We start from the raw sequence: 21,455 nt of genomic DNA on the forward strand, positions 1-21,455 counted from the left end.
ATCGGCCTGTCTCTTTCAGACGACGTTTTCCATCTCCCGGAATATCATGGAGCTCTCCGGCGGTATATCTACCGTAAGCATTCCGTCTTTCACTGGTATGGCCAGCCGGCCGCTGTTGTAACTATTATAAGCGGTCTGCATGATCCTGACCATGAATGTTTCCGGAGCTACGCCGATTTCCCAGACTGGAATCTGTACCTGCTGTTCTTTTTCACTGTTGTTCAGAACGACTGCCAACCGGTTATCTCCTTTAAACCGTCCATAGCATATCAGGTTCCTGTCGGCCAGGAGCGGCTTTATGGAACCCGTTTTAAGAGCCGGATTGCTCTTTCGTATTCTTGTCAGGTATTTGTGAAATTCAATCAGCTCCAAATCTTCCCGGCCCCAGGGATAGCCCCGTCGGTTATCCGGGTCGGTCCATCCGCAAAGCCCCGCTTCATCCCCATAATAAATTGTAGGAGCGCCCGGCCAGGTCATCTGAACCACCACGGCCATTCGGAGGACGCCTTTTTTTATTCCCGTTTCCGCTGCCTCCGGCCCCAGCGTCCCAGTACGGCCTGCCATTCGGTTAGTCCTCGTCAGAAAGCGAGAGTGATCGTGGTTGGAAAGCTCATTCATCGCCACCTGCAGAGACTGTACATGGAAACGGCTCATCTGACGGAACATGATCTGGAAAAAGAGCTCTCCGTCTCCATAATACTCGTCATGGCGCTCGTCACTGTGCTTCTCCATCCCGGTCAGAAACCAAGTCAGAGGCTCCATAAACGCATCATAATTCATCACCGTGTCCCACTGATCTCCGTCCAGCCAGCTGCCGGGATCGCCATAATGTTCTGCCAGAATAAGCGCATCTGGCTTTGCATCCTTGACCGCTTTTCTGAAATCTCTCCAGAACTGATGATTGAACACTTCGCTGTGACCCAGGTCGGCCGCCACATCCAGCCGCCAGCCGTCCACATTATAGGGAGGTGAAACCCATTTTCGTCCAATCTCCATGATATATTCATACAATTCTCTGGACTCTTCATAATTCAGCTTCGGAAGCGTTTCATATCCCCACCAGCCGTCATAGTGGTTATTATACGGCCATTGTCCGCCGGTGAACTTAAAGAACTCCCGATACGGGCTGTCATAAGATATATAGGCCCCCTTTTGATAACCTTCCTGGTTTTCATATATCCGTTCCCTGTCCATCCACTTATTATAAGAGCCGCAGTGATTGAACACGCCGTCCAGGATGACCTTCATTCCCTTCTCATGGGCTGCCTCGACCAGCTCCGCAAAGAACGCATTGCTCGCCTCCAGGTTCACTTTATCCGTCACCCTGGTAATGTACCGCTCTGCTTCTCTGTTCTCTCCGCCGGCGCTTACAGACTTATCCATATCGTTTATGATCATTCCAAAATGAGGATCTATATAATCGTAATCCTGTATGTCATATTTATGGTTTGAGGGCGATACAAACAAAGGGTTAAAGTAAATCGCCTCTACTCCCAGCCCCTTAATATAATCCAGCTTCTCCAGGACACCCTGCAGGTCTCCTCCGTAAAAGTTATTCACATCCAGGGGCTCCGGATACTGGTACCAGTTCTCCACATGATGGACCGGCTGGCCATTTACATAAACATATTCTCCATCCCTGGTATCATTTTTGCTGCTGCCATTCCGGAACCTGTCCACGAATATCTGATACATGATAGCTCCCTTGGCCCAGTCGGGAGTGGAAAACCCCGGAGCGATCCGGAAAGCGAATTCCCATCCAGGCGAATCCGATGCTCCAGTCTTATTATACCAGCAGGTTTCTGTATCCTTTACAACACGGAAGCAATATGCAAAATGAGCTTCTGACAATCGAATCCGCGTTTCATAATAGTCAAATACATCATCTCTCTCAACAAGAATCAGTTTGATCTCATTCAGGCTCTCTGCCTCCAGCAGACAGACAGAATCTGCGTCCCTTGCCGCCGTCCTGAACCGTATAAGCACTTCATCTCCGGCCTCCGGTTCCATCGGACATCGGTATTCCGCCGTTTCATCACTAAAAAGAGCCCGTTTGTTTATCCCATCAGTACGGTGCATACAAACACTCCTTATCTCCCTGATTTCAAACGCAAACAGGTGGATAAAAGTCCACCTTAATATCATTCTATACCAAAATACCTTTTTACACAACCTGACATTTCCGATAAATCAGCCATTCTCCATAAATTGCCAATAGACGGTAAAAAGGACAGCCTTTTCAGTGCTGTCCTTTTTAGGAGAAGGTATTTCTTTCTTATGGGGTGTAGCAAAACTATATAAAAATGTATTGGGGGGGGTTTTTACGTTTTTTATTATAGCATTGTGCAGCACTTAAGTGTGCACAAAGTTTCCGTAATTTAAAAAATAGTTTTAGCAATTTTAACGGCGTATGATTTTAGTCTTTCGCCGTCCGCTATCAAATTTCATAAAAGCCACGTGATTTTCCCCTCATTTTTTATGATACCGATTTCACATCCCTGATTTTCTATGCAAACAAAGCCTCAAACTCTTCACGTCCGATCTTTTCCTTGGTCAGCAAAAGGTCTGCGCTCTTATGGAGAATATCCTCATGCTCTTTCAAAAGACTCCTCGCCCTGGCATAGGAATGGTCTACAATCCGCTTTACTTCCTCATCGATTGTAGAAGCAATCTCTTCTCCGTAGCTCCTCGTATGGGCCAGATCCCGTCCTATAAATACCTGGTCATCATCGCTTCCATAACAAATCATACCGATCCGCTCAGACATACCATATTTTGTAACCATATCCCGGGCAATCTCCGTAGCCCGCTTGATATCCTGGGAAGCGCCGGTGGTGATATCATCGAAAATCAATTCCTCCGCAATCCTTCCGCCCAGGCTGACTTCAATCTCCTGGAACATCCTGCCTCTGGTATTGAACATCTCATCTTGCTCCGGCAGGGGCATCGTATAACCGGCCGCACCGACGCCGGTAGGGATGATGGATACCGTATGAACAGGCCCCACATCCGGAAGCAGATGGAACAAAATAGCGTGGCCGCTCTCGTGGTAGGCCGTGATCCTTCTGTCCTTCTCGGATATCACCTTGCTCTTTTTTTCAGCTCCGATTCCTACTTTCACAAAGGAACGTTCGATGTCCCTCTGGCTCAGATACTCTCTGTTTTCCTTCGCTGCCAATATAGCAGCCTCATTCATCAGATTCTCAAGATCCGCTCCGGTAAATCCAGCCGTTGTCTGGGCGACTTTCTTAAGATCCACATCTTCCGATAACGGCTTTTCTTTAGCGTGGACCTGCAGGATTTCTTCGCGCCCTTTCACATCGGGCCTTCCTACCGCAACTTTTCTGTCAAAACGGCCGGGGCGCAGTATGGCAGGGTCCAGAATGTCCACACGGTTGGTAGCTGCCATCACGATGATTCCTTCGTTGACGCCGAAGCCGTCCATCTCCACGAGCAGCTGGTTCAGGGTCTGCTCTCTCTCATCATGGCCGCCGCCCATGCCGGTGCCTCTCCTTCTGGCCACCGCATCGATCTCATCAATAAATACGATACAGGGAGCGCTTCTCTTCGCATCCTCAAACAGATCACGGACGCGGGACGCGCCGACGCCCACAAACATCTCTACGAAATCAGAACCGGAAATACTGAAAAACGGCACGCCCGCTTCTCCTGCCACTGCCTTTGCCAGCAGAGTCTTGCCGGTTCCTGGAGGTCCCACTAAAATGACGCCCTTCGGTATCCTGGCTCCTACCTTCATATATTTTCCGGGACTTTTCAAAAAATCCACAATCTCCGCCAGGTCCTCTTTTTCTTCATCAAGGCCGGCCACCTTTTTGAAATTGATGCCCTGACCATCCCTGGCCACCTTCGCCCGGCTCTTGCCGAAATTCATCATCTTCTGATTGCTGCCCCCGGACATGGAGCGGTTCAGAATCATCATGACCAGCATCGCCACGATCAGCATCCCGATGATGATCGGAAGTACGATCGTGAAAAAGGTATCTTCCTCCGGCATGCTGTCCATCAGGACTTCGATATCGCTGTCCAGGAGAAGCTCCTTAACCTCTTTAATATCCTCCACATTCCAGGTCCTCGGCGTGCCGCCGTTATTAAAGAACAGCTTGACTGATCCCGTAGGCACTTCCTTGTTGGGATAAATCTCCGCCTTCGTCACATTTCCAAGCTCTACCTGCTCCACAAGCTCCTGATAGGACCACACGTCCCCTTTGAGCAAATCTTTGCGAATCCACATGAATGCCAGGATGATCACGGCCACTACCGCCAGATAGAATCCCAGCCCGCTTTTCTGCTTCTGCAATCCAAAAGCCTCCTTTTATAACTCTACCACGCCAATGTATGGCAGATTTCTGTATTTCTGGTCATAATCCAGCCCATATCCGACTACAAATTCATCGGGGATACTGAAACAGGTATAGTCTACCCGGACCTCCTTCTTCACCCGCCTGGAAGGCTTGTCAAGAAGGGTACAAATTCTGATATCCGCAGGGTTCCTCTGCTTCAGGATCTCGATCAGATAGCTGAGTGTCCTGCCGGAATCAATGATGTCTTCCACGATCAGTACATGTTTCCCGGCCAAAGGCTCATCCAGATCCTTGACGATCTTCACCACGCCACTGGATTCGGTACCTGAACCATAGCTGGAGACCGACATAAAATCGAGAGATACCGGAACTGAAATCCGTTTGGCCAGCTCACATGTGAAAAACACCCCGCCCTTCAGCACACATATGAGATGGACGGATTTTCCTTCATAATCTTCGCTGATCCTTTTTCCGATCTCTTTTACCTTCTCATCCACTTCCCGTTCAGGAATCAATACCCTGATTTTATCTTCCATATCGAGTATCCTCTTTTCTTTTGAATTTTAATCCATTTCTACCCTATTTTTTCTGACAGTCACCACAAGTATCTGTTTTGTCTCTTCTGTCACTTTATAAGCCTCGCTGATACGTCCGCCTATGATCCAGAGCACATGGCTTCCATCCGCCAGAATCGGAATCCTCCCCCGTTTGCCGGAAGGAATCTTTTCATTTATCATATACGCCTTTACCGTCTGTCTTCCGCCGTTGGGAAAAACCTGAAAATAGTCCCCCGGACATCTGCCTCTCAGACAAAGACTGTCTTTTATTTTATCATAATCAAACCATTTCGTATACCTGTTTTCCGGAATTTTTTCGTCCCTCTGCCGGGTAAGTATCCGATAATATACGCAGAATCCAAACAATTCACAAAACTGCTCTTTTTCAGTCGGTCTTAAAAGAACTCCTTGTCCAGACCTCTCCTCCGGCCCCTTCGTATTCTCTCCTTCCGCTCCCTGCTTGCTCCGGCGTCCTATCCACAGCTCGTCATACCTTTTCTCCGCTGTAAAACCTCCCGGCAGATGCACATACCGCCCGGACTGTTTTTCCAGCAGCTCCAATATGCTGTCCGTATGCCGCTTCGTGATATCTTTAAGGCTTCCCGACAAGCTCTCTATAACCTGCCTCAGCACATAACCGGCCTGGACAGGCTCCAGTCCTTTCAGCTCCGCGGAGGGTATCCGAATATACGCTCCTCTTCCTGCCCCTTCCATATCACGATCATGCCGGCAGTGTTCCCGAATCCATTCTCCGGTTATTTCTGTCATCCATTTATCCAGCTCCGCTATCATGCCGGCCGCCCGGACGATATGGAGCACGGCTTCCTGATTCACCAATTCCGCCTGGGGGAGAATCTGGTGTCGTATTCGGTTCCGGCTGTAATCCTCCGACATGTTGGTGCTGTCCCGGCAGTACGCAATCTGTTTCGTTTCCAGGTAGTCCTCTATTTCCCTCCGTGAAACGAAAAGAAGCGGGCGCACCAGCACCTCCCGGTCTCCCGCATGATCTCCCGGCATCGGCCCTTTTGCAGCCACTCCAGCCAAGCCTTTGAGCCCGCTCCCGCGAAACAGATGAAACAGTACGGTCTCTGCATTGTCATTCCTGTTGTGCGCCACGGCCACCCGGTCCCCGTTCCATTCTTTAAGTGCCTCCGCAAAACATTCATATCGGATCTGCCTGCCCGCCTCTTCCAACGAGAGCCCCTTCTCCTTGGCAGCTGCCGGCACATCCCTGTAAAAGACCCTGCACGGAATCTCTCTTTCTCTGCAGAAAAGGCGGACATATTCCGCATCTCTTTCCGCTTCTTCTCCACGGATCCCATGATGAACGTGAACGGCTGCCAGCCGGATGCCCAGCTGCTCCTTTAGCTCCGAAAGCACAGAAAGAAGGCAGATGGAGTCTGCCCCGCCGGAAACACCGGCCACGACCAGCTCACCTGCCCGCATCAAATCTTCCGTTTTTATGACGTCCAATACTTCCTGAAGCATCTTAAGTCCTCATAATCCATACCATCGGAACCCCGTTCCTTCGTATCCGGCTCCAAACGATCCGTTTACCAATTCCTGTTAATTAATACTATACTTGAATTCGAAGACGAAATCAAGTGTATGCCTATGCTTTCCAAATCCCAATCGTAAGCACCGTCATATCATCCCGGCAGTCCGTGCCGGAGACCATGGCATAATGGAGAATCTCATCTGCCGCATCCTGAAGATTTTCTCCAGATGTACAGGACAGGATCTCTCTCATGGTCTCCTCTTTATCCTCTCCCTCCAGAGCGTCCAGAACGCCGTCCGTCACCATGACGATCTTATCGCCGTCGCGCAGCTGTTTTTCCAGCCTTTCTGGCTCAGCCCGGCTGATGACCCCCGCCGGCAGTCCATCCGCTTTTATAGTCTCAATTTCTCTCCCCCGCTTCAAAAAAGTCGTCACTCCGCCTGCTTTTACAAATTCACAGACCCCAGAATACAGATCTGCCACCGCCAGATCAACAGTGATCGGCCGCTGTTCCTGGTCCTTAAGCAGCAGAACCGCATTCATCAGGCGAATGGCCCTTTCCAAGCTAAAGCCGCTGGATAAAAGCTGTTCGGCAAGCTCCATCACCACTTCGCTGTCCCGAAACGCCCTTCTTCCGGATCCCATGCCATCGGCGACACCGAACAGAAGACGTCCGTCCGGAATGGAGCAGAAGGTGAAGTTATCCCCCGACAGCTCTTCTCCTTCTCTGGACGCCCGGGCTATGCCGTGAAGCATCATATAGCCCGGCGCTTTTATCAGCCTTACCGTGCAGGGCTCCTTTGTCACGATCCTTCTGCTGTCCAGAGACGGAAGAAATTTTTCCTCCACTGTCCGGCTGACGGTTTCCGCCAGCTCCCTGACTGTCATACAGCGGTTTCCCGACGCCTGGACGGTGAGAAACGCTTCACGCTTCTCATTCTCCTTTTCCAGAATCATGATATTCTCTACTTTTATCCGTCTGAGCCGCAGCTCTCTGCGGATCTTGTCCTTATATTGATCTGAGATATCCTCCGTCGCTTCGATGTCCTCAGAAAGCTCAGAAAGGATCCGTTCCATCTCTTTAAAGCCTTCCGCCACGGCTTCCCGGCATTCCTCGTAACGGCCCTTCCAGACCAGATTCTCCAGCGGCAGGGCCATCTCTCCTCCCGATACCGACGGAATCCCTTCCTCGACCACAAACTCATCCTGTTCACTGGAAGAGCTTGTCCCGCCGCACTGGGAAAATGTACTCGCCAGCTTTTCCATGGATTCCGATACAGACTGCACCCGCTGTGCCGCCGTCCGTTCCCTTCCCGGCATATAAAACGGAAATGGCCTTACTGCCGCCTGCTTTACTTCTGTCTTCCGGCACAGGCTCCGCGGTATCAGCAGAAAGACCGCCGCCGCAATAAAGAACTCCACGATTCCCTGATCGATCTCCTGAGGAAGATAGACGATTCCGGCTGCCGCCGCTCCCGCCAGAAATCCCAAGGTACTGCCTGCGCGGCCAAGGCTTCGAAAAACTCCCGCCAGCACTCCCGTCAGACAGAGCATTCCCATCACCGACAGATCTCCCTGCCAGATGGTTTCTATGATCCCACAGCCTGTCCCCGCCACCGCGCCGATTCCGGCTCCAAATTTATATCCGACAAACAATACACTGAAATACATGCCGGTCCTCACGATCGAGGCCAGTGTCTTCCCCTGGGCCAGAAACGCTGTCAGCATAAAGCCAAAAGCCAAGGCCAGGACCGCCCGCACAAAAGTCTCCTTTTTCATTACAATACCTCCCTGAGAGAATATTATAACGTTTTGTCCGCGGGAAGGCTGTCGAAAGGGGACAGCCCCTGCATAAAAGTTTTCGACAGAAAAAGACCCCGGCTCCTTCCATGACCCAGGGTCTTTCATTAATCGTTATTTTTCGGCTTTAACAGCGTCTCTCCGGGCATCACCAGCCCCAGTTTTGTCTTTGCGATCTCCTCTATGTACTTCTTCGTCTTCACGTAGATTTCCTGCTCTTCCAGCTGCGAGGCTTTCTGCTCCTCGCTTTCAATCTGACTCTTAATATTCTCTTCTCTGGCCGCGTACCGGTCATCCCTGGCCTGCAATGTCTTTGTCTTATACATCACCGCGCCGCCTAATAGGGCCACCACCAGGAGAATCCCCAGAATGACCTTTTTGCTTTGTCTTTTGTAACGCTTTTTCCTTCTGCTTCCTGCCATGCTTTTCACCGCGGTCCTTCTCATTTAAAGCGCTGTCTTCCTTTTTCTTCTGCGCCTGTTCTCTCCGGGCTTTCTTCTCCTGCAGCCTCTGCTTTCGCTTTTTCCAAACTGCACTTATTTTCATTGTAAGGCATTTCGTCCACTTTTTCAATAGCCGCCCCGCAGTTTTTGCCGGAAAGGCCAGCCCTTTCATGATATATTGGAATATTGTTCCAAATATCTTCACTAAAATCGGACTCAGGGTTATATGATACAGCCACATGCCGGATGCCGCGCCCGCCAGTGCATACCACCGGACATTTCCATCGTTCATGGTAAACAGAAGATAGAACAGTGCAAAGCCTGCAAAGACCCAGTAAATAAAATCTTCAATGGCTACCGCCCAGGAAGCATGTCTCACCGCCGTTCTTGCGATGCGAAAGCAGTCATACGCAGCCGTAAGGCCTGCCCCCCAAAGAAGCGACACCAGAAGGAAGTCCGCCTCTTCCCGAATCATCCCGCTCATAGGCTATTTAAACAGACGCCCCAGGAAGGATTCTCCCTGCGCCTTTCTTCCGCGGCTCTCAGAATAAACAAAGCTGTCCATCCTGCCCCCGATATCCACCTCACCCTGCTCTACAGTAAGACGGCTCACCTTCAGATCCTCTCCCTTTATGGTCAAAGTCCCCTGTTCTGTCTCCAGAATCACTTCCTTTTCATCAAAGGATACCACTTCCTGGACACCGCTTATCATTGCGTGGGCTCGTTTGTCAAGCATCACCTTGTGGGGTTTCGCCCTCTGCCTCTGTTCCTCCATCCAATCTCTCCCTTCTGCATTGTCCTATTGGGATTCTATGCAGAAGGATAAGCCCCTATGACTACAGGTAACGGTACATTTCTCCCGCGTCCTCTTTTTTTGTGCTCTCCTGGACCTTAAGAACCTCTGCCTTTACGGAGCGGTTTCCAAACTGTACTTCTATGATATCTCCTTCCTTCACGTTCAGAGATGCTTTGGCCGGCCTGTCATTGACCAGCACACGGCCGCCGTCACAGGCCTCGTTGGCCACAGTACGCCGCTTGATGATGCGGGATACTTTCAGAAACTTATCTAATCTCATGGATCCTCCTATTATGCAAAAAACTGCCGCAGTCCCTGCGGCAGTTCTGAACCATTGTTAAGAGTAATTATGCGTTTACCATATCCTTCAATGCTTTGCCAGCTTTGAACTTCGGAACTTTAGAAGCCGGAATCGTCATCGTCTCGCCGCTCTTGGGATTTCTTCCCTCTCTCGCTGCTCTTTCGGATACTTCAAAGGTACCGAATCCTACCAACTGTACTTTTCCGCCATTAACCATTTCATCAGCAATAACATCTGTAAAAGCCTTGATAACCTTCTCTGCATCTTTTTTAGACAGCTCTGTCTTCTCAGCAACCGCTGCAATTAACTCTGTTTTGTTCATAATAATAGTTCCTCCTAAGGTTTTGTTTCGTAGAAATCGATACTCTTCTTCATTATTTATAAACTGATATAATGGATTTGTCAAGAAATTTCCTTGATTCCTACAATTTTATCCCTTTTCTCCTGGCTTCTTTTTCCATATTTTTAATCTCATCCCAGCTGGCTTTACTTTCCTCAGGCGCCCCGGCTTTTCCGCTGCCAAAAACGTGTGGATGCCGCCGTATCATTTTCCGGCAAAGCATAGAAATCACATCCTCAACGGTAAAGTCTCCATTCTCCTCTGCGATCTGGCTGTGAAGCATTACTTGAAAAAGGATATCACCCAGCTCTTCACACAGATTATCCATGTCCTTATTCCCTATGGCCTGAAGTACCTCTTCACACTCATCCTGGAGACATTTTTTCATGCTTTCGTGGGTCTGCGCTCTGTCCCAGGGGCATCCATGCTCTGAGCGGAGTTCCGCAATGACTTCCTTTAATTCCTCAAATGTATACCGTTCCTTTTTTTCCATTGTAATCTCCTCCTGTTATGCAGACGACAGGCAGGCACCAGATGGTATCTGCTGTATTAAGCATATCACATTCAGAGTTAACTTTCCATCTGTCTTCCAAGAAATCCTGCCGCAGTCAGCGCGAGCTTCTGCTCCAGGGTGCCCATCTTATACTTGGGATCTTTACTCAAGATGATAACGGATCCGATCGCATCTCCTTCGCAGAGGATCACCGCCGTCACCTCGCCGGAATATTCCTCTGTGTCCTCTGTCGTAACGGGAATGAACTGGCCGTCATCTTTGCCTGCGATCACATTGGTCCTGTTTAGGATCATCTGCTCCAGGGGCTTGCTGATACTCTTCTGCAAGAGTTCTTTTTTGACGGTCCCTGCCACTGCGATCACCTGGTCTCTGTCGGTGACGCAGACGGCCAGCCCTGTAGCCTGTGCCAAAGCCTCTGCATACTGCTTGGCAAAGCTTCCCAGTTCCGCCATGGGTGAATATTTCTTCAGGATGATCTCACCTTCTCTGTCAGTGAAGATCTCTAGGGGAGTTCCCTCTCTCAGACGCAGGGTCCGCCGGATCTCTTTCGGAATTACCACACGTCCCAAATCGTCGATTCTTCTTACAATGCCCGTTGCTTTCATATGTTTATTGATTCCTCCATTTACTAATACTGTGTTTCTAGTATTTGCAAATAGTGGCTCATTATGCAAAAAAAACCTGCCGATTTATTTTCCCTTATTTTAACCTCATGAATTATTACTCTTTTTAAATGCCCACATTTTATTTACAATAAAATTTATGGGTACACTAGCTAATAAATTTATAATAGGTGCTATATATTTAGATATACTTAAGAATGAAATCCAGATCCATGATAATACATTATTTAAAATTATCCCTGTGAATCCATAAGAAATATAAGATTTTAACAAAGCTTTACCAACTGAACGTGTTTCACCTTCTTTTAAAATAAAAACATACTTTTCGTTCCAGTAAAATGACCATAATACACTAATTAAAAAAGAGATCACGTTTCCAGCTATATAATCCCACGAAAGTTCCAAATCTCTTAAACCCAGCAAGACCAAAATATTTATTACATAAGACACAACTGTATTGGAAACACCTACTATCCCAAATTTCGCAAACTGTATAATCCCGTCTATAATCTCTGCGTCACACTCCTTGTGAAATACATTAAATATAAACAGAATCATCCTTCTAAGAACTCGATCAAAGCCTTTTGTGAATTTATCCATATTGTCCTCTAGCTATTGCAAATAGCTGACTTTTATAAGTCAGCTATTCAATCTAAAATCTATTTATTGTTTCAATTATATAGTTTTCCTCTTCCACAGTCATCCCATTATATAGTGGTAAAGAAAGAACCTCTTTCGCATACTGTTCAGTAATTGGAAAATCCCCCTCTTTATAACCCAGATATCGGTAAGCCTCTGATAAATGCGGCGGAATAGGATAATGAATAATAGTACCTATACCATTTTCATCTAGATACTTTACTAACGCGTCACGCTCCTTGCAATGTATAACAAATTGATGCCAGATATGAGTGGCACCGGATCTTATTTTAGGCAGCTCAATTTTTTCATTGTTTATATTCTCTAAATACCGTCTGCATATCCCTTCTTTTTCCTCTGTAAGTTCGCGAAGATGTGTAAGCCGTACCCGTAAAAGTCCTGCCTGAAGTTCGTCCAGTCTGGAGTTTGTACCGACTACTTTATTATAATATCTTTTCTCGCTTCCATAATTTCTAAATATGCGGACATCCTCCGCAATTTTCTCATCATTAGTTACAATTGCCCCCGCATCTCCAAAAGCTCCAAGATTTTTTGACGGATAAAATGAAAAACAGCCAACATCTCCAAATGTTCCGGTTACCTTACCGTTAAAGCAGGCACCATGAGACTGCGCACAGTCCTCCACTAATCTTAATCCATATTTCTCTGTTATTTCCATTATGGAAGCCATATTAGAAGCTTGTCCGTACAAATGAACGACTAATATAGCTTTTGTCTTCTCTGTTATTTTCTCCTCGATCCTTGATACATCTATATTGTTATATTCGTCTGGCTCTACAAAAACAGGAACTGCGCCGTTCATTGTTATTCCCATTACACTGGCTATATAAGTATTCCCCTGGACGATCACCTCATCGCCTTTTCCAATTCCCAATACTCTGAAAGCTATCCAAAGTGCATCTAAGCCGCTGGCAAGGCCCACACAATATTTACTATTCATATATGACGCAAATTCCTGTTCAAAAGCTTTTAATTCTTTTCCCAGTACGTACCAGCCTGACCTCAGAACTTCTAAAGCTTTCTCTTCAAATTCCCTTTGATACCTGTAAAATCCGCGATCCATTCTATTTGGCATTATTTTATCCATTTTTCGCCTCCATAAATTCATTCTTTTGTATAGCATACCACTTCAAAGATTTTATTTTGCCCTTTACCATAACATGATTACGAGCTTCTCCTTCATAAGAAAATCCACATTTTTCATAAAGTCTTATGGCCTTCACATTATCCGATAATACATTTAAAAACACTCGTTCTAGATTTAATACATCAAATGCATATTTAAGCCCTTCCAGCGTTGCGGCCGTTCCCAATCCTTTTCCCTGATTTGATCTCCTTAAACTAATCGCAAATTCAGCGACCCGGGCATTCCAGTCAATGTCTTTTAGACTAAGAGTACCCAAATACTCATCTTCATCATTGACAACGGCAAAATGAAACGCCTTTTTTTCTTCTGCAGAGTTTCTCGACTCTTGAATAAAATTCAGAGCTTTCTCTTTCGTCATATTTTCTGCATCAAAACGAAAAAAACAATTCACCTCAGGATCGTGCATCCATTCTAACATTTTTTCAACATCTTTTTTTTCTATTAACCTCAATTTCATTTTAATCCTCTTTCAAATTATCCTCTTCAATTATATATGGAGGCCTGTTACGAGAAGCATCAAATGTTCTCCACAGATATTCCCCTATAACTCCAAGAGTCAGCATTATGATTCCAAAACTAAATAAGTTAAAAATAAATAATGTAGTCCAGCCGCTTACTGCAATTGCTCCGCTAATTTTATAAATAAGAACTACAATCGCCCAAATGATCGCTCCCACAAAGGATAATGCACCAATCGAAAGAACTGCTGATATAGGCAGAGTAGAAAAACTAAACAATGTATCCATTACCAGCCTGATTTTTTTCCGAAGAGTCCATTTACTTTTGCCAATTTCTCTGGCCAGTCGCGTATAATATACAATGCCAGTACTAAATCCGCTCCAAAGTATCTGCCCGGTCAACGCACTGTTTTTTTCGTCCAGATTGTCCAGTACATCAATTACTTTTCTGTCCAGCAAATAAACATCAAATCCTCCTTTGGGCATAGTCGGCAATGATGTTTTTTTTACCAGCCAATAATAGAGATTCGCAAAAACCTTTTGACCAGCAGCCTCATTTCTACCTTTTCTAACCGCCAAGACTACACGATTTCCCCTCTTCCAACTCTCTACCATTTCAAATATCAATTCCGTAGGTTCCTGTAAGTCTGCCGCTTTGACAACTGCACAATCTCCTGTGCATTTAGACAATCCGCATAAAATCGCAGCATGTGACCCAAAATTTCTTGATAAACTTATTATTTTTACGTTTGGATCATCAGACGCTATTTCTTTCATTATCTCATAGCTTTTATCTTTTGATCCATCATTTACCATTACAATTTCATAATTGTAATCTATTTTATCAATAATTTTATCTTTTATATCTGCATACAAAGGTTTTAAATTATTTTCGTTATAATAAACCGGAATTACAATCGACAGTTTCATCTATGATTCCTCCATGCATTTCATGGCCTTAACAAATTCCTCATAATCTCTTATATATTCATCTGCATCATAATGTTCACTTGCAAGACATAACAAAACAGAGTCTTCACTAAAATCATACATATCTTTCCAGACCATCTTAGGTATATATATACCCGTATGAGGTCTGTTCAAGGCAAAGATCGCTTCATTTCCTTTTCCGTCTTTTATTTTTACTTTACTCTTTCCTGCCACATTTACCAGAACAAACTCGCTTCTTAAATTAGCATGCTGTCCTCTTATTACATCTTTATCAGATCCATATATATAAAATATTCTTTTAATTTCAAATGGAATGTCCTGATTCCCTTCAACAACGACCATATGGCCCCTCTCATCTCCGCGCTGCTGGAATTCCAGCATCCGTACACCTTTTTTCATTTGCCTCTCCTTATCATACAGCATCTCCACAATATTCCAGAATCATCCATACATTCTATCTATTTAATTTTATAAACCTTACATTCTGCTATAACAGATAACAAACGAGTGGTATCATACAGATACCATATCCCAAAAGAATCCTCAAACCATAGATCATTTTATTGACTTTAGAATCATTCCAAGTATTCACCTTTTCACGTTTCCAGGGAGAATTCAAATAGGAAAACACTATCACCGCCGCTATAAAAATGGCCATACAAATGGGTACGACCAGAGGAAAAAATTTTTGATATGTTTCCGCTCCCAAAAGTTTTTCAAGCATCATCGGTGCTGAAAGATTTACTTCATTTCCGCGTTTTAAAACCAGAGAGAGGAACATATTGCCTACTATATCTCCTGAGAAACACCAGTAAAATGTAAAAACCTGGCCTAAAACCACAAAAAACGCCATGCAGGTCTCCAGCAGCATATTGATTGTATAATAATTCTTATTACCTGCTATTATAATATACAAGAATGGAACCATATACAAGAACCAATAGGGCAGCGTACTACAAGTTGTTAAAAATACTGCAAAAGCCAGAAAACACAAATATATAATTTCCCGACTGGCCAATTGTTCATCTTCTGATGGTTTTTTCAAATAACAGAATAAACAGAGGACTACAAATACAATGACAAAAATCGGAACTCCTCCGTAAGTCAAATCAATTTTATTTTGAAATAATAACTCATATAAGATATTTATATTACTGCTTCCCTCAATCGGAACCAACCAGCGAGTAAGTGCCATAGGAAGTAGTCCGCATATTATCCATAATATATCCTTAAGAATATTTTTTTCTTTATACAAAAGTAAGACTACAAAAGCAAACAAAGCAAACGCTTTTATGGGGATAGCCAAAGCAAAAAATAAAACAAACAATCTGAATTTATTTTTTAAGAAGAAATATACACCTGCTAAAATAAAAAATATAGGAATAATATCGTATTGTCCTAAAATACAAATGTATGCCGTTACAAAAACAGACGTTAAAAACAAATAAATAGATCTTATTTTAATATGTTTATCCTTTTGAATAATATTAACTATTTTAATCATAATACAAAGAGTCAAAATCAAGAAAAGTAAAATAATAGATTTTGCCCATACAGATCCCCAAAAAGTATTTAAAATAAACTCGATTTTAAACACCTTTTTTATTATCCATAATGGCAAATCCCATAAAGCAAAAATTATATATATCATAAAGTCATAATAAGCCGAATAATTTCCACGATAAACTCCAGCCACTAGCTCAGAATTTAAATTATAGCTATAAAAGTTTCGGATATTTCCGCTGAACAGGCAATCCCAGAAATTCATTCCATGATTCGTGGTTATAAAAACATCCCCATATACAAAACAAAAAAACAAAATCAATTGAAAAACCAATGTTCCAATAAATAATGACTTTTTAATTTTGTTTACATCAAGCTTCATTATTATACTTCCTCCGAGATATAAACTATTATATCAAAATCAAATATAAACATTAACGTTATACAGCATAATACAAAATCGCATATAATATGGATTTTAACATTTAGTTCTGACAACGTCAATGTTTTATCTGCTGAACAACATCAGAACTTATTGTCAGTAAAATGAAGGAATTTATGCGGACATTGTAAGAAATATACTTTTGTTTTTATTTAAGATGCTTATCAAGCAATTCCATTAATTGGTTCACATCAAAGGGTTTCGCCAAATGGCCGTCCATTCCGGCCTCTCCGGCCCGCTGGACGTCTTCGGAAAACGCGTCTGCTGTCATCGCAAGTATGACCACACTTTCGGAATCCCGGCGCTTCATACCACGAATCTTTGCCGCAGCCTCATATCCATTCATCACGGGCATCTGGATATCCATGAGAACCGCGTCATAATACCCTTCCGGATGAGAAGCAAAATACCGGATTCCCACCTCGCCATTCTCCGCCCTATCCACTTCTGCTCCCGCCAGGCTCAGAAATTCTCCTGCGATCTCCGCATTCAGTTCATTGTCCTCTACCAGGAGCATCCGTCTTCCCGTGAGCTTTCCCCTCCATATCGAACCTGTCTCCGGATTTTCATTCTCCGGATTCAGGAAGCCGCGGAACAGCTTCAGAAGCTTGGAAGGGAACAGAGGCTTGCCTGCAAAAGCATCCGCACCGGCCTCTCTGGCCTTTTTCTCTTCTTCTTCCGACCAGCTATATGCGGCCAGCACCATGTGCGGTTCATTCCCATGCCGAAATTCGGACAGTTCCCGAATCACCCGCTCCCAGGGAAGCTTCTCCGCATCCCAATCCACCAAAACCGCAAAATAACCGTTCCCTGTTTCCCATGCCAGTCTAGTCTTTCCCGCCGCCTCTTCGAGGGAAAGAGCCTGTTCCCCCTTCATACCCAGACTCTCCGCCATTTGGCAGATCGTATCTCCCGCAGACCCCGGGCCTCCCACACATAATATGGATAAACCTCTTAAGTCCTCCGCTTTTAAATCTCCCGCTTCCTGCAGCGGGAGATTCAAAAGCACCGTAAAGCAGGAACCTTTTCCCTCACGGCTGTTCACACGGATCTCTCCGCCCATCATGTGGACGATATTCTGCGCGATGGCCATCCCCAGCCCAGTCCCCTGAATATTGCTTGTCCGGGAATCGTCGGCTCTGCTGAAGGGTTCAAAGATACGTTTTATAAACGCCTCAGACATACCAATCCCATTGTCCTCAATGACGAACCGGTACAGACCGCGCTGGGAAGCCTGACAGTTCAGCTCTTCCAAAGTGACTCTGATCTCTCCGCCTTCCGGCGTATATTTGCTGGCATTGGACAATATATTTCCGATGACCTGCTGCAGTCTCAGTTCATCTCCCATGACTTTTTCATGGATTAGATTTTTTATCAGAACCCGGAGTGCCTGTTTTTTTTCATCGACAGAAGGCCGGAGCATGGTCAGCGCATCCTGAAGAAAATCAGGCAGGCTGAAAGCATTCGTATCAAGCTCCAGTTTCCCGCTCTCGATCTTGCTCATGTCCAGTACTTCATTGAGGAGTCCCAAAAGATGACGGCCGGATACCTCAATCTTTGCCAGGCAGTCCCGCACCTTCTCTTCATTCCCCATATAAGTTTCCGCCAAGGTTACCATACCCATGATGCCGTTCATGGGTGTTCGGATGTCGTGGGACATCCTGGAAAGAAAATCACTTTTCGCCTCATTGGCACTTTCCGCGTGCTGCAGTGCATCCTCCAGAAGTCTTTTCCTTTCCAGCTCCTGCTGAATGCTCTCGTCCACATTCCGGACAGCCAGAGCCACCTGATAAGGTTTCCCTTCCTTCATCTCGCCCAGGATAAGCTTAGCCTGCATCCACTCATAGCGATCGTCTGTGCTCTTCCGGTAAGTCATGGAAATTTCACGGTTCTTCTCTGTCAGGCACTCCTGTAAATGCCTTTGTGAGAAAAACTTCTGCATTTCCTTCTGCTCTTCCGGATGCACACAACTCTCCACATACCGGTCTATGGATCTCCGGAACCCGTCGGCAGGTGTAATCCCGATTGCATTCTTCTCTTTTTCGTCCATCCTCAATGCTTTCAGGGTATCCTGCTCCAAGTTAATATAATACAGCGCATAATATTCCTGTCCCAGGGCATGGATGATGTCGGCCTGCTGCTTCCTGTCCGATATATCCGTCTGTGCCAGAATCGCGGTATCGCCCATGAAATTTTCATCATTTAAGTAAACGGTATTGGCCACCCAGCAGTACTCTCCATTCCGAATGCGCCGGTATTCTCCCTCGAAGGAATGGACTCCTTCCGCTTTTATCCTGCGGAGGTTCTCCAGGGAAAGGCCTCTGCGGAGCCGCTCTCTGTCACCGGGGTGATAATAGACAGAAAGCGCGTCCACCCAGGAGTCCAGCTCCAGCTCAAGTTCTTGGAAGTTCCAGCTCTCCTCCGGACGGCGGATAACATGTACCGTCCCCGTCTCCAGATTCAGGCGGTAGACTCCGAAAAACAAGTTATTGAGCGAGGTCATGATTTCCTGATTCAAAGCAGATATCCTGGTATTTTCCGTCTCCGTCTGTTTCTGCTGCGTGATATCCTGCACGAGTCCCACGGCCCGCACCGGCTTTCCCTGCCCGTCATAGTCCACATTGGACATGGCGATCCGTCTCCAGCAGCCGTCCAATTCACATATTTCAGAAGAAGCCGTTCTCTCCCCGCATTGGATACGCCGAAACATCTCCAAATAGGCCTCCTTGCTCTCTTCTGCGACCCGTTCTTCCTCAAAACTGAATGGCATATTCTCATACTGCGGCTTGCAGCATAATACGCTGCAGGTCCGTTCCGGCATTACCGCCGTCTGCTCCTGAGGATAATAAAAAAACTCACAGATCGTAGTGCCTTCCAAAGCCATTCGCAGCAGTTCACTGCTGGCCTTGTTCTCCTTCTGCAGTTCCAGATTCTCATGCTGCATTCTCTTTCGCAGGCTGATATCCATAAAAGCGCTCTGTATCAGAGTTTCACCGTCATCATCGATAATCATCTCCGCCGTTCCGATGATCCAGCAGGAAGAACCGTCCTGTTTCCGGAGCCGGTATTCGAATTCCCCCTTCTGCCCTACCTCCGAGATGCCGTATGCCTCCGCCAGAACGCGGTCCCGATCCTCTAAAGCAATGAGCTCCGGCAGGCGCCAATCATCCTTCGCCCAGAATTCCTCCGGCGTATATCCAAAAATACGGATAGCCTCCTGATTGGCATTTTTATACTCGACCCTGCCGTCAGGAAAAAGCCGGTACTGGACGATCCCGCAGACCACGCTTTCAAACAGCGCGTCATACTTCTTCTCCTGGCGCCTGGTCTCCATATCTTTCGTGATATCCCGGATTGTGCTGATGCAGATTTTTCGGCCGTCCTCGTCCACTGTTTTCCGTCCGATATCATTTACCCATATATAGCTTCCGTTCCTCTTCTTCATCCTGTAGCGGATCTCATAATCACTGTTTTTCGAAAAGGCATCCTCAACCTGTCTTTCCACCCGTTCCCGATCATCGGGATGCATACAGTTAATTACAAGACCATCTATATCGCGGCAGAATTCCTCATAAGTATAGCCGAGATGCTCCAGCATGTAATCATTGACACAATACAAAGGAAAATCCTTTTCCAGATATCCGCCCATGATGCCGCCCGGAATATTCCGATTCAAAAGCTCCACTAAATTGCTTCTGGATCTCTCGGACAATTCTTCACTGCGTTTTTTCGCAAACCGAAGAGAATACGCTTCTTTTCCTTTATCGGTCATATGATTTCTTTTCATCCCCATATAAATATCCCCTCTTCTTGAGTGCCCTTTTCCTGCATTCAGTGTAACACTCTTTTCCGCTGTACACAAGAGAAGAACAAGGCGTCAGAAGTGTCCGCCTCGGTGCAAAACGAAAAGCAAGAGAAAGAATCCGATTTCAAGGTATATAACAAAAACCGGCGGAGTTCCTCTCCGCCGGATCCTATCTAATCGATTCTGCTCTATTCAGCTGTCGTGGTCGTCTCTTCACCGGCGGCTGAGGTGGTCTCTTCCTCACCGGACGTCGTCTCCGGTACTACAAAAAGAGTTTTATCAAAGGTAATCTCTGACCATACGTCTTCGTCAACCTTGAATTTGGGCATGTCCTTCAGCCATTCCGCATAGGCGCTCTGGAAAAGTTCCCCTTTCCTCTGCTCTACGATGACGGGCTTTTCTTTCTCTGTCGCTTCCTGGTCAAAATCAGAATCACAATATACTACATACCATCCGTAGCCTTCGTCATATACGCTTCCAAACTCTCCGGTCGCCAGAGTACGGCCGAAATTACCGAGGGTATTGTCATAATCCCCAGCTCCGTACGTGGCCTGAGAATACGTGCAGTTATCATGCTCATCAGCCAGGGCAGACATATCCTCTCCCGCCTCCGCCCTGCCTTTCAGTTCTTCGGCAAGTGTCTCAGCAGCAGCAGCGTCCTCTCCGTCCTTCACCAGAATATAGCTGATCTTACGCTGAGCCGCTTCTTCATCGCCGACTTCCGTATCCACATCCTTCACCGCATATTCATATGCTTTCATGGCAAGTGCGTTATTTGTCAGGATTTCCGTAAGCCGCTCCTCTGTGATGGCTGTTGTCTCCTTAAGCGCTTCATCCATATTCTCCATGGTGCTCTTCACGGTCTCCGCTACCTTTGCAGTCTCCTCCTCATCCAGCGCAAGCCCCAGCTCATCCGCTTTCGCTTTCAGAACATAGGTCTGATAAATGGCGGACATCACATTCTTTTTAGTATACTCTTCCAGCGTGCTGCCGGTTCCGATGTCTGTATCCCACATATCCGACAGATCGTATCCATACATGTTATAATACAGTTCACTTGTATATTGATTATATCTGGCCTGATAGTTGGCTTCATCCAGATAAATCTTAGTATCACCCAGCGTCGCGACCACCGTAGTGGGGTAATTTTCCAAGGTCACCTTAGTGCGTCCGCAGCCTGCCAATGTACCGGCTGTGAGCAAGACCGCCAGCAGAAGTACCAGCTTTCTCGTAAATTTGTTCATAGTAACGGTATCCTCCCTAGATTGTTTCCTCTTAGATCCTGTACACACAGG

The 21,455-nt window shown here is 46.0% G+C and carries 20 protein-coding genes; all 20 read right to left on the minus strand.

The window, feature by feature from the left end; genetic code table 11:
• Positions 1-15: 15 nt before the first annotated feature.
• The 20 genes from LQE92_RS06180 to LQE92_RS06275 all read right to left on the minus strand — a co-directional run bounded on the left by LQE92_RS06180 (position 16) and on the right by LQE92_RS06275 (position 21,404).
• Positions 16-2,079, minus strand: coding sequence for a glycoside hydrolase family 13 protein (locus LQE92_RS06180; protein ID WP_231062125.1), 2,064 nt, complete (start codon positions 2,077-2,079; stop codon positions 16-18).
• A 427-nt stretch (positions 2,080-2,506) separates the two neighbouring features.
• Positions 2,507-4,318: an ATP-dependent zinc metalloprotease FtsH gene (gene ftsH / locus LQE92_RS06185; RefSeq protein WP_269141881.1), complete on the minus strand. Its 1,812-nt coding sequence runs from the start codon at positions 4,316-4,318 to the stop codon at positions 2,507-2,509.
• Between the two features lie 15 nt (positions 4,319-4,333).
• Positions 4,334-4,858, minus strand: coding sequence for a hypoxanthine phosphoribosyltransferase (hpt, locus tag LQE92_RS06190; protein WP_231062126.1), 525 nt, complete (start codon positions 4,856-4,858; stop codon positions 4,334-4,336).
• A gap of 27 nt (positions 4,859-4,885) precedes the next feature.
• Positions 4,886-6,367 (minus strand): tRNA lysidine(34) synthetase TilS, encoded by a 1,482-nt coding sequence (tilS, locus tag LQE92_RS06195; protein ID WP_231062127.1) that lies wholly within the window; start codon positions 6,365-6,367, stop codon positions 4,886-4,888.
• Positions 6,368-6,491: 124 nt separating this feature from the next.
• Positions 6,492-8,156 (minus strand): SpoIIE family protein phosphatase, encoded by a 1,665-nt coding sequence (locus tag LQE92_RS06200; protein ID WP_231062128.1) that lies wholly within the window; start codon positions 8,154-8,156, stop codon positions 6,492-6,494.
• A 128-nt stretch (positions 8,157-8,284) separates the two neighbouring features.
• Positions 8,285-8,503, minus strand: coding sequence for a septum formation initiator family protein (locus LQE92_RS06205; RefSeq protein ID WP_231062129.1), 219 nt, complete (start codon positions 8,501-8,503; stop codon positions 8,285-8,287).
• Positions 8,496-9,095, minus strand: coding sequence for a spore cortex biosynthesis protein YabQ (yabQ, locus tag LQE92_RS06210; RefSeq protein WP_231062130.1), 600 nt, complete (start codon positions 9,093-9,095; stop codon positions 8,496-8,498). Before yabQ ends, LQE92_RS06205 begins: the two co-directional genes overlap by 8 nt.
• A gap of 12 nt (positions 9,096-9,107) precedes the next feature.
• Positions 9,108-9,395 carry a sporulation protein YabP gene (gene yabP / locus LQE92_RS06215; RefSeq protein WP_147596258.1) on the minus strand — a complete coding sequence of 96 codons (288 nt, stop codon included), beginning with the start codon at positions 9,393-9,395 and terminating at the stop codon, positions 9,108-9,110.
• Between the two features lie 61 nt (positions 9,396-9,456).
• A complete protein-coding gene (locus LQE92_RS06220; protein WP_147596259.1) occupies positions 9,457-9,696 on the minus strand; it encodes an RNA-binding S4 domain-containing protein in 240 nt (79 codons plus the stop codon).
• A 67-nt stretch (positions 9,697-9,763) separates the two neighbouring features.
• Positions 9,764-10,039 (minus strand): HU family DNA-binding protein, encoded by a 276-nt coding sequence (locus LQE92_RS06225; protein ID WP_231062131.1) that lies wholly within the window; start codon positions 10,037-10,039, stop codon positions 9,764-9,766.
• Positions 10,040-10,139: 100 nt separating this feature from the next.
• Positions 10,140-10,550, minus strand: a complete 411-nt coding sequence (locus LQE92_RS06230) for a MazG family protein (protein ID WP_231062132.1) — start codon at positions 10,548-10,550, stop codon at positions 10,140-10,142.
• A gap of 77 nt (positions 10,551-10,627) precedes the next feature.
• Positions 10,628-11,176: a stage V sporulation protein T gene (gene spoVT / locus LQE92_RS06235; protein WP_147596262.1), complete on the minus strand. Its 549-nt coding sequence runs from the start codon at positions 11,174-11,176 to the stop codon at positions 10,628-10,630.
• A 105-nt stretch (positions 11,177-11,281) separates the two neighbouring features.
• Complete coding sequence (locus LQE92_RS06240; protein WP_231062133.1) at positions 11,282-11,794, minus strand: GtrA family protein; 513 nt, start codon at positions 11,792-11,794, stop codon at positions 11,282-11,284.
• Between the two features lie 52 nt (positions 11,795-11,846).
• Positions 11,847-12,941, minus strand: a complete 1,095-nt coding sequence (locus tag LQE92_RS06245; protein WP_231062134.1) for a DegT/DnrJ/EryC1/StrS family aminotransferase — start codon at positions 12,939-12,941, stop codon at positions 11,847-11,849.
• A complete protein-coding gene (locus tag LQE92_RS06250; protein ID WP_231062135.1) occupies positions 12,934-13,458 on the minus strand; it encodes a GNAT family N-acetyltransferase in 525 nt (174 codons plus the stop codon). The genes LQE92_RS06245 and LQE92_RS06250 overlap by 8 nt, the downstream gene beginning before the upstream one ends.
• 1 nt (position 13,459) lies before the next feature.
• Positions 13,460-14,389 (minus strand): glycosyltransferase family 2 protein, encoded by a 930-nt coding sequence (locus LQE92_RS06255; RefSeq protein ID WP_231062136.1) that lies wholly within the window; start codon positions 14,387-14,389, stop codon positions 13,460-13,462.
• Complete coding sequence (locus LQE92_RS06260) at positions 14,390-14,809, minus strand: sugar 3,4-ketoisomerase (RefSeq protein WP_231062137.1); 420 nt, start codon at positions 14,807-14,809, stop codon at positions 14,390-14,392. It lies immediately after the preceding gene.
• Between the two features lie 88 nt (positions 14,810-14,897).
• Positions 14,898-16,295, minus strand: a complete 1,398-nt coding sequence (locus LQE92_RS06265) for a hypothetical protein (RefSeq protein WP_231062138.1) — start codon at positions 16,293-16,295, stop codon at positions 14,898-14,900.
• A gap of 208 nt (positions 16,296-16,503) precedes the next feature.
• Positions 16,504-20,148, minus strand: coding sequence for a PAS domain-containing protein (locus LQE92_RS06270; RefSeq protein ID WP_231062139.1), 3,645 nt, complete (start codon positions 20,146-20,148; stop codon positions 16,504-16,506).
• 200 nt (positions 20,149-20,348) lie between these two features.
• Entirely contained in the window at positions 20,349-21,404 is a 1,056-nt protein-coding gene (locus LQE92_RS06275; protein ID WP_231062140.1) for a SurA N-terminal domain-containing protein, read from the minus strand.
• Positions 21,405-21,455: the final 51 nt, after the last annotated feature.

Source organism: Lientehia hominis, assembly GCF_021044755.1.
In the GTDB taxonomy this organism is placed as follows: domain Bacteria; phylum Bacillota; class Clostridia; order Lachnospirales; family Lachnospiraceae; genus Lientehia; species Lientehia hominis.